Genomic DNA, 14,892 nt, shown 5'->3' on the forward strand with positions numbered 1-14,892 from the left:
TTATCATATGTAATGTGATCTATGTAGGATCATTTGTTACTCCAATGTAGGTATATTCGTCACGTTTTTATAACCATAACGACGGAGCGGATATGAAAAAGTTAACAGTGGCGGCTTTGGCAGTAACAACTCTTCTTTCTGGCAGTGCCTTTGCGCATGAAGCAGGCGAATTTTTTATGCGTGCAGGTTCTGCAACCGTACGTCCAACAGAAGGTGCTGGTGGTACGTTAGGAAGTCTGGGTGGATTCAGCGTGACCAATAACACTCAACTGGGCTTGACGTTTACTTATATGGCGACCGACAACATTGGTGTGGAATTACTGGCAGCGACGCCGTTCCGCCATAAAATCGGCACCCGGGCGACCGGCGATATTGCAACCGTTCACCATCTGCCGCCAACACTGATGGCGCAGTGGTATTTTGGTGATGCCAGCAGCAAATTCCGTCCTTACGTTGGGGCCGGTATTAACTACACCACCTTCTTTGATAATGGATTTAACGATCATGGCAAAGAGGCGGGGCTTTCCGATCTCAGTCTGAAAGATTCCTGGGGAGCTGCCGGGCAGGTGGGGGTTGATTATCTGATTAACCGTGACTGGTTGGTTAACATGTCAGTGTGGTACATGGATATCGATACCACCGCCAATTATAAGCTAGGCGGTGCACAGCAACACGATAGCGTACGCCTCGATCCGTGGGTGTTTATGTTCTCAGCAGGATATCGTTTTTAATTCCGCACAAAAACGACCCCGTAATATACGGGGTCAATAAGGACATGGTATAAAGGGTATTATTTCTTCGCTTCTACGCCATCAGTTTCAGAACGAATTAAAAATTTCTCAGTTGTTTGCGGAATATGCTGAATCAGCCAGTCGGCCATTTGCTTTTCCTCATTTAAAATCGCTTCGATGATCGGAATTGAGACTGTATCACCGGCATTTTTTGCTGCTGCTAATAGTGAGGTGTAACAGGTGATTTCAAATTGCTCGAAGACATATCCGCCAATAGAGCCTTTAACTATTTCATCAGAAGGGAATATACCACCGATTGACTGCCCAAGCGCAGCCATTTTACTCATGGAATCTTTAATGACTGAACGTGAAATGTCATTACGATCAAGAATAGTTTCCAGTTGAACAATCTGGTTTTTGGTTTCACTAAGATGTTGTTCAATACGAGCGCGTAGTTCAGGATAATTATCTATACGGCTGGCCATGGATTCAAGCATAGATTCGGCTTGCTTTTCCATTGCGTGGGCGTCACGTAACCAGTCATGATAATGTTCAATACGATTCATGAAAATGTCCTCTTTATAAAATGACTAAAAGTTAAAATTCATATTTCAGGCTTTATTTTCGGCTTTCTTATTTACGTTATTAAGGGCCAGATCAGTCAGTTTGATGTCGGTGGCCTTTTCTTCTTCCAGGGTTTCTTTCAGAAGCTTCGCTGCTTTACGGTAACCTAATTGTTCAGCCAGCGTCGCTAATGTCCCGTAACTGGCAATCTCATAATGCTCGACTTTCTGTGCTGCGGCAATCAGTGCGGCATCACGCACTTCGTTTTTCTCGGTACTTTCGATGACCTCATTAGCTTCTTCAATAAGACCTTCCATTGCCACACATTTCATGCGCTTAATTTTCAGATTTGATTCTGATTCCACAACTTGATCAATTCGTTCAATCTGTCCATGAGTTTCCTCGAGGTGCGCATGAAAAGCCTGACTTAATTTTTCATTTGATGTTGCTCTTGCGAGTTTTGCCAGTGCCCGGGTTAATTGTTTTTCTGCGCTGTAGGTATCTGAAAGCAGTTGAATAAATACATCTTCAATGGTCTTCATATTCATATTTTTCTCCAGTGAAATCACTGCGAGCCATACGGCCCGCAGATGCAATTATCTTTATCAGCTGATATTAATAATTAACGGTGAATCAGGATTTGCCTGATTTATTACCACCGCTTTGTTGACCGCCTTTTTTACCCGCTTCAGATGCGCGTTGCGGATCATTTTTAAAATTACCGCCGCTATGCTGACCGCCTTTACGGCCTGCGTCGGATGCCTTCTCACGGTCTTCGGCGAAATTTCCTGAACTACCACGATGTTCGGCCATGTTATTTCTCCCGTTGCGTTGCATTGTTTCATTAATATGAGTGTTGTGTGTCGACACTCATTAAAATTAGTCACTAATGAGAATTAGTCAAATTAAGCGCAACGAGAAGATAGAGGGAAATATATTTTGAGGAACATTCTGGATATATTAACAATTACCTGAGGAATATGTGACTTAGAGAAAATTATTGATTTTACTGGTGTTATGTTGCGGGATTAATTTGTTTGATTATATTACTGTTGGGCGGAAAAATGACGTAAGTTGACGTTCGACCGGGGTAAGCGAAACGGTAAAAAGATAAATATTAAATGAATTTAGGATTTTTCCGGCTTCATTAAAGAAAGTTAAAATGCCGCCAGCGGAACTGGCGGCTGTGGGATTAACTGCGCGTCGCCGCTTTCATCGGTTGTACAAAAACTTTCAGTGCCGCCAGCATTTTCTCTGGCTCATTAATATGTTGCTCGATGATTTTAACAATGGCCGAACCAGAAATCGCGCCCGCAGCTCCTGCATCAATCGCTGCTTTTACCTGATCCGGGGCGGAAATACCAAACCCCTGCAATGGAGGTGCAGCGTTGTACTCTTTCAGCTTCGCAACCAGATGATTGAGGGGTAACGCGGCGCGGTTTTCTGCGCCGGTCACGCCCGCTCGTGACAGCAAATATGTGTAACCACGACCGTAAGAGGCTATCTGGCGCAGCAGGTCGTCATCGGCATTTGGCGGGCAGATGAAGATAGGTGCGACATTATGGCGCAACGCGGCCTGGCGGAAGGGCGCGGACTCTTCAACTGGCACATCGGCAACCAGCACCGAATCGACGCCGACTTTCTCGCACTGGGCATAAAACTCATCAATGCCTTTGTTAAACACCAGATTGGCATACATCAACAGGCCAATGGGAATGGTCGGGTGTTTCTGGCGAATCAGTGCCAGCATTTCAAAACATTGTGCCGGAGTCACACCTGCCGCAAAGGCGCGCAGAGTGGCGTTTTGAATGGTCGGGCCATCCGCCAGTGGGTCGGAGAAGGGGATACCTAACTCCAGCGCGTCAGCACCGGCTTCAATTAGCGTATCGATAATTTTCAATGACTGCTCAATGCCCGGATCACCGAGCGTGACGAAAGGAACGAATGCGCCTTCTTTGCGCTCCTTCAACTGGGCAAACAGAGATTCGTAGCGTTCCATCAGATTTCCCCTCGTGCTTTCAAAATATCGTGAACGGTGAAGATGTCTTTATCGCCGCGACCGGAAAGGTTAACCACCAGTAGCTGCTCTTTATCCGGGTTTTCGCGCATCATTTTCAGCGCATGGGCCAGGGCGTGGGAGGATTCCAGCGCCGGGATGATCCCTTCGTGCAGGCACAGCGTTTTGAAGGCTTCAAGGGCTTCATCATCGGTAATAGACACGTAATCAGCGCGTCCAGTGCTGTTAAGATACGCGTGTTGTGGACCGACAGACGGGAAATCCAGTCCGGCGGAGATGGAGTAAGATTCTTCAATCTGCCCGTCTTCGGTTTGCATCATCGGCGCTTTCATACCGAAATAAATGCCCACGCGACCATGTTTTAGCGGTGCGCCGTGCTCGCCAGTTTCGATACCGTGACCACCAGGCTCCACACCAATCAGGCCGACGTTGGTTTCATTGATGAAATCAGCAAACATGCCGATGGCATTCGAACCGCCGCCAACACAGGCGATAACGGCATCCGGCAGGCGACCTTCTCTTTCCAGAATCTGCGCTTTGGTTTCTTCGCCAATCATCCGCTGAAACTCACGGACAATGGTCGGATAAGGATGCGGGCCAGCCGCGGTGCCCAGCATATAGTGCGCGGTTTCATAACTGCCGGACCAGTCGCGTAGCGCCTCATTACAGGCATCTTTCAGCGTGGCGGAACCGCTATGTACCGGGATCACTTCCGCACCCATTAAGCGCATACGAAAAACGTTAGGCGACTGGCGTTCAACGTCTTTGGCACCCATATAAATACGGCATTTCAGGCCGAGCAGGGCGCTGGCAAGGGCCGACGCCACGCCATGCTGACCGGCCCCGGTTTCGGCGATGATTTCGGTTTTACCCATCCGCTTCGCCAGCAACGCCTGCCCCAGCACCTGGTTGGTTTTATGTGCGCCGCCGTGCAGCAAATCTTCACGCTTGAGATACAGCGTGGTGTTCGTCCCGGCTGTAATGTTCTGGCATTTGGTCAGTGCGGTTGGACGCCCGGCATAGTTTTTCAGCAGGTCGTTGAACTGGGCTTGAAATTCAGGATCTTTTTGCGCGCTGACAAAAGCTTCTTCCAGCTGGCGCAGAGCAGGCATCAGGATTTGTGGCACGTACATGCCGCCAAACTCACCAAAATAGGGGTTAAGTAATGTTGTCATTGTTCCTTTCCTTAATATGCGCGCAGCGTCTGGAAAACCGAGGCCAAAAGACGTGCGTCTTTGATGCCCGGTTGCGACTCTACAGCAGAATTAAAATCAAGTCCGGCGCAGCCGGTTTGTGCCGCTTCCACGCAGTTATCTGCGCCTAAGCCCCCCGCCAGCAGAACGTTGCCAAGCGATTGACCATTTAATAGTGACCAGTCAAAACGTTGCCCGCTTCCACCCTGGCCGTTGTCTAAAACATATTTATCAACGTGCTGAAACTCGCGGGCGGGCAGGGTTTCACCGACGCTTAATGCTTTCCAGATGGCAACATGTGCTGGCAGAGCTTCACGCAGCGTATCGATATACAGCTGATCTTCATTGCCATGCAGTTGCACTGCCGCCAGCGATAACACCTTAGCTTTGTCCACCACATCGGCAATATCGTGATTGCGGAACACGCCAACATACTGCAACGGTGCCGCAGCCATCACTTCCTGCGCCTGTTCAACGTTGACGCAACGCGGTGATGTCGCAACAAAAATCAACCCACCGTAAATCGCGCCCGCGTCATAAGCTGCTTTAGCATCTTGCCCACGCGTCAGGCCACATACTTTATTCTCACCCAGCAACACCCGGCGCACGGCGGCGTGCAAATCGTCATGGGCCATCAACGCCGAACCAATCAGAAAACCGTTAGCGAAGTGGCTTAACTCGCGCACCTGAGCGTAAGTATTGATGCCGGATTCGCTGATTACCGTTACGTTGTGCCCCAGTTTCGGCGCAAGCTCGCGGGTACGGTTGAGATCAATCGACAAATCACGCAGATCGCGGTTGTTGATGCCAACGACCTTTGCCCCTAATGCAATGGCGCGCTCCAGTTCCTCTTCATTACTGACTTCGGTCAGCACCCCCATCTCCAGACTGTGAGCGACGGCTGCAAGCTGGCGATATTGGTCGTCATCCAGTACTGAAAGCATTAATAAGCAGGCATCGGCCTGGTAATAGCGCGCCAGATAGATCTGGTAAGGGTCGATAATGAAGTCTTTACATAAAATCGGCTGCGGGGCGATTTGGCTGACGATGAGGAGGAAATCAAAGCTCCCCTGAAAATATTTCTCATCAGTCAGCACCGAAATTGCCGAAGCGTAATGTTTATAAATGGCGGCAATGCGTGCCGGATCGAAATCATCACGGATCACGCCTTTTGACGGCGACGCTTTTTTACACTCCAGAATAAACGCCGTGCGTGCACCCTGTAGCGCATCATAAAAATGTCGTGTGCTCGGCTGAACCTCATTCTGAAAACTGGCCAGCGGTTGCTGCTGTTTGCGGGTTTCTACCCAAATCGCCTTGTCTGCGACGATTTTCGCTAAAACGGTTTGCATCATTTACCCTCGTGCCGCCAGCGCGGTAACTCTGTCGTAAGCGGAACCACTGCGCAGTACCTCAAGAACGGTTTGCGCATTGGCTTGCAGATCTTCATGGCCATGCAGGCGCATTAACATGGCGACGTTCGCAGCGACGGCTGCTTCATGGGCGGCGTCGCCTTTACCTTGTAACAAGCGTGTTAAAATGTCACGGTTTTCTTCAGGTGTTCCGCCTGCCAGTTGCTCCTGGTGGTAGGGAGTCAGGCCAAAATCTTCAGCGGTCAATTGATAGCTCTTAATTTTGCCGTCATGCAGCTCGGCAACGATTGTCGGCGCGTGTAATGAAACTTCATCCATCCCGCCGCTGTGCACCACCGCCGCGCGTTGATACCCCAGCACGCGCAAGGTTTCGGCAATCGGCAGCACCAGTTCCGGACTATAAACACCAATTAACGCCAGCGGCGGATGCGCCGGGTTAATCAATGGCCCCAGCACATTGAACAGGGTGCGGGTTTTCAGTTGCTGGCGAACCGGCATCGCGTGGCGGAATCCGGTGTGATATTTCGGCGCAAAGAGGAAACATACGCCTAACTCGTCCAGCGCCTGGCGCGATTTATTGGCGTTCATATCAAGATTAATACCGAATGCCGCCAGCAGATCCGACGAGCCGGATTTACTGGAGACGCTGCGGTTACCGTGTTTCGCCACTTTCAGCCCACAGGCCGCGGCGACAAACGCACTGGCGGTAGAAATATTGATACTGTTGCTGCCGTCACCGCCAGTACCGACGATATCAGCAAACAGATAATCCGGGCGCGGGAACGGCGCTGCGTTTTCCAGTAGCGCGGTTGCTGCCCCGGCGATCTCGTTCGGGTGCTCACCGCGAATTTTCATGCTCACCAGCGCCGCCGCCAGTTGTTCCGGCTTCAGCTCGCCACGCACCACCGCTGAAAACAGCTGGTGGCTTTCTTGTTGGCTAAGCGTCTGCGCCTGATACAGTTTTTCCAGAATCGGTTGCAGCGTGTTGGCTGGCTCTAGTTTCTGCTGCGCCCAGGCCAGCGTTTGTTCCAGCAGGCGAGCGCCCTGGGTGGTGAGAATGGATTCCGGATGGAACTGGAATCCACAAACGCGATCCGCATCGTGACGTACTGCCATCACCATGCCATTAAAATGGGCGTTGATGGTTAAACCGGCCGGAATGTTACTGCCAACCAGCGAGTGATAACGCGCCACCGGCAGCGGGTTTGTTAATCCGGCAAACATCGCCTGACCGTCATGTTCAATGCTCGACGCTTTACCGTGAAGAATTTCGCCCGCCTGACCGACATAGCCCCCGTAAGCTTCGACAATTGCCTGATGTCCGAGGCAAATGCCAATAATGGGCAGCTTGCCACGCAAGCGGGTGAGGAGTTCCGGCATACAACCGGCTTCGCTCGGCACACCGGGGCCAGGAGAAAGCATCAGTACCGGATTGCTCATCGTCGCCAGGCGTTCAATTAAGGTCTGCGCCGGAATATGGTTGCGGTAAATCACCACGTTATGACCATTGCTGCGCAACTGATCTGCCAGGTTGTACGTAAAAGAGTCGATATTATCGAGCAGCAGAATGTCAGCCATCAGAAAGTCTCCTGTGCATGATGCGCGGTGGCAATAGCGCGCAGTACAGCGCGGGCTTTGTTACGGGTTTCGTCGGCTTCCGACTGCGGAACAGAATCAAGGACTACACCAGCACCCGCTTGCACGGTGGCGATACCGTTTTCCACCAGCGCCGAGCGGATCACAATGCAGGTGTCGAGATCGCCATGCGCGGTGAAATAACCTACCGCGCCGCCGTAGCTGCCGCGGCGACGACCTTCCGCCTCGGCAATTAACTGCATAGCGCGTACTTTCGGCGCACCGCTTAACGTCCCCATATTCATACAGGCGCGATAAGCGTGCAGGGCGTCAAGATCGTGACGCAGTTCGCCGACTACGCGAGAGACGAGGTGCATCACATAGGAATAACGGTCAACTTTGGTGAGATCGGCGATGTAGCGGCTGCCAGGGGTGCAAATGCGTGCCAGATCATTACGGGCGAGATCAACCAGCATCAGATGTTCAGACAGCTCTTTATGGTCAGTACGCATTTCCAGTTCAATACGGCTGTCGAGATCTCTGTCCAGTGAACCATCGGCGCGACGACCGCGTGGGCGTGTTCCGGCAATCGGGTAGATCTCAATCTGGCGGCTGGTGGCATCATACTTGAGCGAGCTTTCCGGCGACGCGCCAAATAGGGTGAAATCATTATCCTGCATAAAAAACATGTACGGGCTGGGATTACTCTTTTTCAGCACGTAATAGGCCGCCAGCGGTGACGGGCAGGGCAGAGAGAAACGGCGAGATGGCACCACCTGGAAAATTTCTCCAGCGCGAATCGCTTTTTGCAACAAACGCACTACGCCACCGAACTCTTCATCGCTCTGATTACATTCACAACGCATATGCGGCACGGAAACCACTGGCAGCGGCGGCGCGGCTTCGGTCAGTTGCTGACGTAGTTCGTTCAGGCGAGCAGTGAGACGTTGTTTTTCTTCTTCATTCGGAGCAAACAGGCTGGCCTGAATACGGGTGCTTTTTTTCTGATGGTCAATCACCATCAGCGTTTCAGCGAGATAAAAACAGAAATCAGGGCAGTTATTTTCCGCTGACAGTTGCGGTAAATCTTCAAATCCCGCCACAAGGTCATAAGAGAACAGGCCGCCGAAGAACATTGCTTCTCGTTCTTCCTTCGGTACATTCAACAGATTCTGCAATAAACGGAAAGCGTCAAAAACCGAAAGGGAGCATAAGCGGGCGTCTTCATCCAGCAGTGGACTGACAGGGGGGAAGCGCAGCACACGGCAGTTTGGTGATTGTTCACTTTCCACACCCGCAGGCAGGGCGTTATCCAGTAGTGCCAGCAGGGCTTCGCCATTGCCGGAAAGTGCCTGAATTGTGACGGTGTCACCTAATGCTGTAATGCGCAGCGCACTGTCTATCAGCAGCAGGCTTTTTAAATCATCTTTGCTGTCGATATCTGCGGATTCCAGCAGCAGCGTTGCCGGACGATTCCCACACAACTGGTGAAAAAGCGCAGTCGGGTTGTCGCGATAAGCGCCTTCGCAGGTTAGCAGTTCGAGAGTCGGTTTTTGTGTTTGCATTGTTATTCTCTAATTTTGTTCAAAAAAAAGCCCGCTCATTAGGCGGGCTGGGTATCTGATTGCTTTACGCATGGTGAATACACTGCCCGTTTCAGGAAGTGCGCCACCAACCTTTCAGTACGAAAATTGCTTTCATTGTCGATACCCTTTTTACGTGAACTTGCGTACTAGTTAACTGGTTCGATGATTAATTGTCAACAGCTCATTTCAGAATATTTGCCAGACCCGTTATGATGTCGGCGCAAAAAACATTATCCAGAACGGGAGTGCGCCTTGAGCGACACGAATTATGCAGTGATTTACGACCTGCTGCCGTAGGTCGTCTGGACGTTAACACCTGTGGTCTGCTGCTGCTTCCGATGGCTGCCTGACGCCAGAAGCATTGGTGCACCGTGCAGTCGAGATGCGCGTCGGCACCCTGGCGATCACCGACCATGACACCACAGCTGCAATCGCGCCAGCAAGAGAGGAAATTTCACGTTCGGGACTGGCGCTGAATCTTATTCCCGGCGTGGAAATTTCCACGGTCTGGGAAAATCATGAAATTCATATTGTCGGGCTGAATATTGATATTACTCATCCGCTAATGTGTGAGTTCCTCGCGCAGCAGACAGAACGGCGCAATCAGCGGGCGCAGCAAATTGCCGAAAGACTTGAAAAAGCGCAAATACCTGGGGCGCTGGAAGGCGCACAACGACTGGCGCAGGGCGGCGCAGTGACGCGCGGTCATTTTGCGCGTTTCCTTGTGGAGTGCGGCAAAGCCAGTTCAATGGCAGATGTCTTTAAAAAGTATCTGGCGCGCGGGAAAACCGGATACGTTCCGCCACAGTGGTGTACAATAGAACAAGCTATTGATGTCATTCATCATTCTGGCGGTAAGGCGGTGCTAGCTCATCCTGGGCGGTACAATCTTAGTGCTAAATGGCTGAAAAGATTGGTTGCGCATTTTGCCGAACACCACGGCGACGCGATGGAAGTCGCGCAGTGCCAGCAATCGCCCAATGAACGCACCCAGCTGGCCACACTTGCGCGTCAGCATCATTTATGGGCATCACAAGGATCTGATTTTCATCAGCCATGCCCGTGGATCGAACTGGGTCGTAAACTCTGGCTGCCCGCAGGCGTTGAAGGCGTCTGGCAGCTATGGGAACAGCCGCAGAACACCACAGAGAGGGAATTATGAGCCAGTTTTTTTATATTCATCCTGATAACCCGCAGCAACGTCTGATCAACCAGGCGGTGGAGATCGTGCGTAAAGGTGGGGTGATTGTCTATCCAACTGATTCCGGCTATGCGCTCGGCTGTAAAATTGAAGATAAAAACGCCATGGAGCGTATTTGTCGTATTCGCCAGCTGCCGGACGGTCACAACTTTACCCTGATGTGTCGCGATCTTTCTGAACTCTCGACCTATTCATTCGTGGATAACGTTGCGTTTCGTTTGATGAAAAACAACACGCCGGGCAACTATACCTTCATCCTGAAGGGGACGAAGGAAGTGCCACGCCGTCTGTTGCAGGAGAAACGCAAAACCATCGGTATGCGTGTGCCTTCTAACCCGATTGCGCAGGCGTTGCTTGAAGCACTGGGCGAACCGATGCTTTCCACTTCGCTAATGCTGCCAGGCAGCGAATTTACCGAATCCGATCCCGAAGAAATTAAAGACCGTCTGGAAAAACAGGTAGATTTGATTATTCACGGCGGCTATCTCGGGCAGAAACCAACAACGGTTATTGATCTTACCGATGATACGCCGGTCGTGGTGCGTGAAGGCGTAGGTGATGTGAAGCCTTTCTTATAAGTGCGTAACTCTGTATACTACGCGGCCTTAAAATGGCGCTATACGGCGCCATTGATTCTCCTGTTCGACGCCTGTGAAGGCGACACCAAAAGGAAGCTCTATGAGCGAAAAATTACAGAAAGTGCTGGCCCGCGCTGGCCACGGCTCCCGCCGTGAAATCGAATCTATTATTGAAGCCGGTCGTGTGAGTGTTGATGGCAAAATTGCTAAACTCGGCGATCGCGTTGAAGTTACCCCTGGGCTGAAAATTCGTATCGATGGTCATCTGATTTCGGTACGTGAGTCCGCTGAACAAATTTGTCGCGTTCTGGCCTATTACAAACCGGAAGGTGAGTTGTGTACCCGTAACGACCCGGAAGGGCGTCCGACGGTGTTTGACCGTCTGCCAAAGCTGCGTGGCGCACGCTGGATAACCGTGGTCGTCTTTCACCACCGATGGTGAACTGGCAAACCGTTTAATGCATCCAAGCCGTGAAGTTGAACGTGAATACGCCGTGCGTGTATTTGGTCAGGTTGACGACGCGAAACTGCGTGATTTGAGTCGTGGCGTGCAACTGGAAGATGGTCCGGCAGCTTTTAAAACCATCAAGTTCAGCGGCGGCGAAGGGATCAACCAGTGGTACAACGTGACTCTGACCGAAGGCCGTAACCGTGAAGTTCGTCGTCTGTGGGAAGCGGTTGGTGTGCAGGTGAGCCGCCTGATCCGTGTTCGTTACGGTGATATCCCACTGCCAAAAGGTCTGCCACGCGGTGGCTGGACGGAGCTGGACCTCGCCCAGACTAACTATCTGCGCGAACTGGTGGAGCTTCCGCCAGAAACCAGCTCTAAAGTCGCTGTAGAAAAAGACCGTCGTCGCATGAAGGCTAATCAGATTCGTCGTGCGGTGAAACGTCACAGTCAGGTGAGCGGCAGTCGTCGTTCTGGCGGGCGTAATAACGGTTAATCAAAGTATGCCGGACGTCATATCCGGCATTTTTACAGATTAATAATCAATCCCTATTTGCGCCTTAACACCGGCATCAAACGCATGTCTGATGGGGCGCAGCTCACTTACCGTATCCGCCAGTTCAAGAATATCCCGATGACAGCCTCGACCCGTGATAATCACCGTCTGTTGATGTGGACGTTCATTTAACGCCTGCACCACTTCTTCCAGTGGCAAATAGTCATACGCCACCATATACGTCAGTTCATCAAGCAAAACCATATCCAGTGAGGAATCAGCAAGCATCCGCTTTGCATGTTGCCAGACTTCGCGGCAGGCGGCGGTATCAGACTCGCGGTTTTGTGTATCCCAGGTAAAGCCCGTTGCCATCACCTGAAACTCAACGCCATGTGGCTCCAGCAGATTGCGTTCGCCATTAGGCCAGGTGCCTTTAATAAACTGCACGACGCCCACTTTTTTTCCGTGACCAACTGCGCGTGTTGCCGTACCAAATGCCGCGGTGGTTTTGCCTTTTCCATTGCCGGTAAAGACGATGATAATACCGCGTTCATCCTGGGCCTGGGCCACACGAGCATCTACTTTTTCTTTCACTCGCTGCTGACGCTGTTGGTAGCGTTCATCACTCATTGGGAAATTCCTGGTTTACGGCCCGGTTGGGCGTCAAAGGTCATGCCGGTTTTACGGCGGCTGTCATCGCCCATCAGCCAGAGGTAGAGCGGCATGATATCAGCGGGTGTTTTAAGTTTCTGTGGATCTTCGGTCGGGAAGGCGCTTGCGCGCATTGCGGTGCGCGTACCGCCTGGGTTAATGCAGTTGACGCGCAGGCGCTGCTGATATTCATCGGCCAGTACCTGCATCATCCCTTCGGTGGCAAATTTCGACGCTGCATATGCACCCCAGTTGGCTCGTCCCTGACGTCCAACGCTTGATGAAGTAAAGACCAGTGAACCGGCGTCCGATTTGAGTAATAAAGGAAGCAGTGCCTGGGTGAGCATAAAGGTGGCATTAACGTTGATCTGCATGACGTCCTGCCAGACCTGCGGATTTTGTTCGCTCATTGGGCAAACATCGCCGAGCAATCCGGCATTATGCAAAACACCATCCAGACGCGGATAATTAACGACAATGCGCTGTGCCAGTTGTTGGCAATTTTCGGACGTGCAGGTCAGCAAATCGAGAATAAACCACTGTGGCTGACGCCCAGTTTCTTCGTTTATGTGGCTGGCTACCTGACGTAATTTTTCTTCATTACGGCCCAACAGAATCACTGTCGCACCATAGCGTGCATACGTCATCGCGGCTTCACGACCAATCCCATCGCTGGCTCCCGTCACCAGGATAATGCGATCATTGAGTAAATCTTGTTTTGGCTGGTAATGCATGGCTACTCCTCAACGACGTTGTCTGTCGCGCTGCCAGTGTACTTTATGACTTTGGGGCTTTATGCCTGAAACAGAAGGGCATTTCAATCAGCCTGGGGCGATAACACCGCAAAATGGATACTTTGTCATACTTTCGCTGCAATAACATCTCTGCGAGACGGCTTAACATGCCTGTTGTAAACTGTGAGCCAAAGCGTTGTTTAACCAAGGTGGGGACTCGTGGAATTGTTGTCTGAATATGGTTTGTTTTTGGCTAAAATCGTTACCGTTGTGCTAGCGATTGCGGCGATTGCCGCCATTATTGTCAATGTTGCTCAACGTAATAAACGCCAGCGTGGCGAGTTACGGGTCAACAATCTCAGCGAACAGTATAAGGAGATGAAAGAAGAACTGGCCGCGGCGCTGATGGACTCACATCAGCAAAAACAGTGGCACAAAGCGCAGAAGAAAAAGCACAAGCAAGAAGCGAAAGCAGCAAAAGCGAAAGCCAAACTGGGCGAGGTGGCAACTGACAGTAAACCTCGCGTCTGGGTGCTGGATTTTAAAGGCAGCATGGACGCCCATGAAGTGAACTCGCTACGTGAAGAGATAACGGCGGTACTCGCAGCATTCAAACCGCAGGATCAGGTTGTGCTCCGTCTGGAAAGCCCTGGTGGCATGGTGCATGGTTACGGGTTGGCGGCTTCGCAGCTGCAGCGTCTGCGTGATAAAAACATTCCTTTAACTGTTACGGTAGACAAAGTCGCTGCCAGCGGCGGTTACATGATGGCCTGTGTGGCGGACAAAATTGTTTCCGCACCGTTTGCTATTGTGGGTTCCATTGGGGTGGTGGCGCAAATGCCCAACTTTAACCGCTTCCTGAAAAGCAAAGATATTGATATCGAACTGCACACCGCCGGGCAGTATAAGCGCACGCTGACCTTGCTGGGTGAAAATACCGAAGAAGGGCGGGAGAAATTCCGCGAAGAGCTGAACGAAACGCATCAGTTATTTAAAGATTTTGTGAAGCGTATGCGTCCGTCTCTGGATATTGAACAGGTGGCAACGGGTGAACACTGGTACGGACAACAGGCGGTAGAGAAAGGCCTGGTTGATGAAATCAACACCAGTGATGAAGTTATTCTTAGCCTGATGGAAGGCCGTGAAGTGGTTAATGTACGCTATATGCAGCGTAAACGACTCATTGACCGATTCACCGGCAGCGCGGCAGAGAGCGCCGATCGATTGTTGCTACGCTGGTGGCAGCGGGGTCAAAAGCCATTGATGTAAAAGACAAACGCGAGGCTAAAACCTCGCGTTTTGCTTTAATCAACCAGATGATATTTTTCTGAAAGCACATGGGCCAGGTGTTTGAACATATTAAACACCGCGGTGCTTTTGGCTGTTGGCAATCCTTGTTCATCTAAAAAGTAGTCGCCGGTAAATACCAGCACGCCATTACGCTGCGTGACGCCGGTGGCTTCAATCCCTGCGAGCGTATCCTCATGCTCACGAATGATTTTGTTGGCCTCTTTCAACAGCGTTTCGCGGTCGATGGGTTGTGTCTCTTTGTTCATTATTTACTCCTTAAACAAGGACATTAGTCTACGCCAGGCATGGCTTGCAGACAAATATACCACGCTGGTGGCAAGAGCGCCTTACTGGCAACTTTGGATTTTGCATGCTAATAAAGTTGCGTATCGGATTTTATCAGGTACAGTGTGACGCTTTCGTCAATCTGGCAATAGATTTGCTTGACATTCGAC

At 51.1% G+C, this 14,892-nt stretch carries 15 protein-coding genes, 1 pseudogene and 1 other annotated feature; of the genes and pseudogenes, 5 read left to right on the forward strand and 11 right to left on the reverse strand.

Annotated elements, in window-relative coordinates; genetic code table 11:
- The first annotated feature begins 92 nt into the window (after positions 1-92).
- On the forward strand, positions 93-731 hold the full coding sequence (gene yciD, locus SF1259) for an outer membrane protein W (protein ID NP_707165.1): 639 nt from the start codon (positions 93-95) through the stop codon (positions 729-731).
- 59 nt (positions 732-790) lie between these two features.
- On the opposite strand, the gene yciE is transcribed toward yciD, so the two are convergent.
- The 8 genes from yciE to trpE all read right to left on the reverse strand — a co-directional run bounded on the left by yciE (position 791) and on the right by trpE (position 9,018).
- Complete coding sequence (gene yciE / locus SF1260; protein NP_707166.1) at positions 791-1,297, reverse strand: hypothetical protein; 507 nt, start codon at positions 1,295-1,297, stop codon at positions 791-793.
- Positions 1,298-1,342: 45 nt separating this feature from the next.
- Positions 1,343-1,843, reverse strand: a complete 501-nt coding sequence (yciF, locus tag SF1261; protein ID NP_707167.2) for a structural protein — start codon at positions 1,841-1,843, stop codon at positions 1,343-1,345.
- Between the two features lie 85 nt (positions 1,844-1,928).
- Complete coding sequence (gene yciG / locus SF1262; RefSeq protein NP_707168.1) at positions 1,929-2,165, reverse strand: hypothetical protein; 237 nt, start codon at positions 2,163-2,165, stop codon at positions 1,929-1,931.
- Between the two features lie 322 nt (positions 2,166-2,487).
- On the reverse strand, positions 2,488-3,294 hold the full coding sequence (trpA, locus tag SF1263) for a tryptophan synthase subunit alpha (protein NP_707169.1): 807 nt from the start codon (positions 3,292-3,294) through the stop codon (positions 2,488-2,490).
- Positions 3,294-4,487 (reverse strand): tryptophan synthase subunit beta, encoded by a 1,194-nt coding sequence (gene trpB / locus SF1264; protein ID NP_707170.1) that lies wholly within the window; start codon positions 4,485-4,487, stop codon positions 3,294-3,296. Before trpB ends, trpA begins: the two co-directional genes overlap by 1 nt.
- 11 nt (positions 4,488-4,498) lie before the next feature.
- On the reverse strand, positions 4,499-5,860 hold the full coding sequence (gene trpC, locus SF1265; protein ID NP_707171.1) for a bifunctional indole-3-glycerol phosphate synthase/phosphoribosylanthranilate isomerase: 1,362 nt from the start codon (positions 5,858-5,860) through the stop codon (positions 4,499-4,501).
- A complete protein-coding gene (gene trpD, locus SF1266) occupies positions 5,861-7,456 on the reverse strand; it encodes a bifunctional glutamine amidotransferase/anthranilate phosphoribosyltransferase (protein NP_707172.1) in 1,596 nt (531 codons plus the stop codon).
- The gene (gene trpE / locus SF1267) at positions 7,456-9,018 is read right to left on the reverse strand and encodes an anthranilate synthase component I (RefSeq protein ID NP_707173.1); all 1,563 of its coding nucleotides are present in this window, start codon (positions 9,016-9,018) and stop codon (positions 7,456-7,458) included. The genes trpD and trpE overlap by 1 nt, the downstream gene beginning before the upstream one ends.
- Positions 9,019-9,400: 382 nt before the next feature.
- On the opposite strand from trpE, the gene yciV reads away from it, so the two are divergent.
- The 3 genes and pseudogenes from yciV to yciL all read left to right on the forward strand — a co-directional run bounded on the left by yciV (position 9,401) and on the right by yciL (position 11,755).
- Positions 9,401-10,201, forward strand: a complete 801-nt coding sequence (gene yciV / locus SF1269) for a hypothetical protein (RefSeq protein NP_707175.1) — start codon at positions 9,401-9,403, stop codon at positions 10,199-10,201.
- Complete coding sequence (gene yciO, locus SF1270; RefSeq protein NP_707176.1) at positions 10,162-10,818, forward strand: hypothetical protein; 657 nt, start codon at positions 10,162-10,164, stop codon at positions 10,816-10,818. Before yciV ends, yciO begins: the two co-directional genes overlap by 40 nt.
- A gap of 100 nt (positions 10,819-10,918) precedes the next feature.
- Positions 10,919-11,755: a sequence feature (Similar to Escherichia coli K12 conserved hypothetical protein gi: 1787524 (292 aa). BLAST with identity of 98% in 279 aa. This CDS contains an in-frame stop codon. The sequence has been checked and is believed to be correct.), on the forward strand.
- Positions 10,919-11,755, forward strand: a pseudogene (gene yciL, locus SF1271). Its footprint overlaps the feature before it by 837 nt.
- A gap of 46 nt (positions 11,756-11,801) precedes the next feature.
- Here the strand turns inward: yciL and btuR are convergent.
- Positions 11,802-12,392: a cob(I)alamin adenolsyltransferase/cobinamide ATP-dependent adenolsyltransferase gene (gene btuR, locus SF1272; protein ID NP_707177.1), complete on the reverse strand. Its 591-nt coding sequence runs from the start codon at positions 12,390-12,392 to the stop codon at positions 11,802-11,804.
- On the reverse strand, positions 12,389-13,147 hold the full coding sequence (gene yciK, locus SF1273; RefSeq protein ID NP_707178.1) for an oxoacyl-(acyl carrier protein) reductase: 759 nt from the start codon (positions 13,145-13,147) through the stop codon (positions 12,389-12,391). Before yciK ends, btuR begins: the two co-directional genes overlap by 4 nt.
- Positions 13,148-13,366: 219 nt before the next feature.
- On the opposite strand from yciK, the gene sohB reads away from it, so the two are divergent.
- Positions 13,367-14,416 carry an inner membrane peptidase gene (gene sohB / locus SF1274; RefSeq protein ID NP_707179.1) on the forward strand — a complete coding sequence of 350 codons (1,050 nt, stop codon included), beginning with the start codon at positions 13,367-13,369 and terminating at the stop codon, positions 14,414-14,416.
- Between the two features lie 35 nt (positions 14,417-14,451).
- On the opposite strand, the gene yciN is transcribed toward sohB, so the two are convergent.
- On the reverse strand, positions 14,452-14,703 hold the full coding sequence (yciN, locus tag SF1275; RefSeq protein ID NP_707180.1) for a hypothetical protein: 252 nt from the start codon (positions 14,701-14,703) through the stop codon (positions 14,452-14,454).
- Positions 14,704-14,892 lie beyond the last annotated feature (189 nt).

Origin of the sequence: Shigella flexneri 2a str. 301 (assembly GCF_000006925.2) — a bacterium.
GTDB lineage: Bacteria > Pseudomonadota > Gammaproteobacteria > Enterobacterales > Enterobacteriaceae > ECMA0423.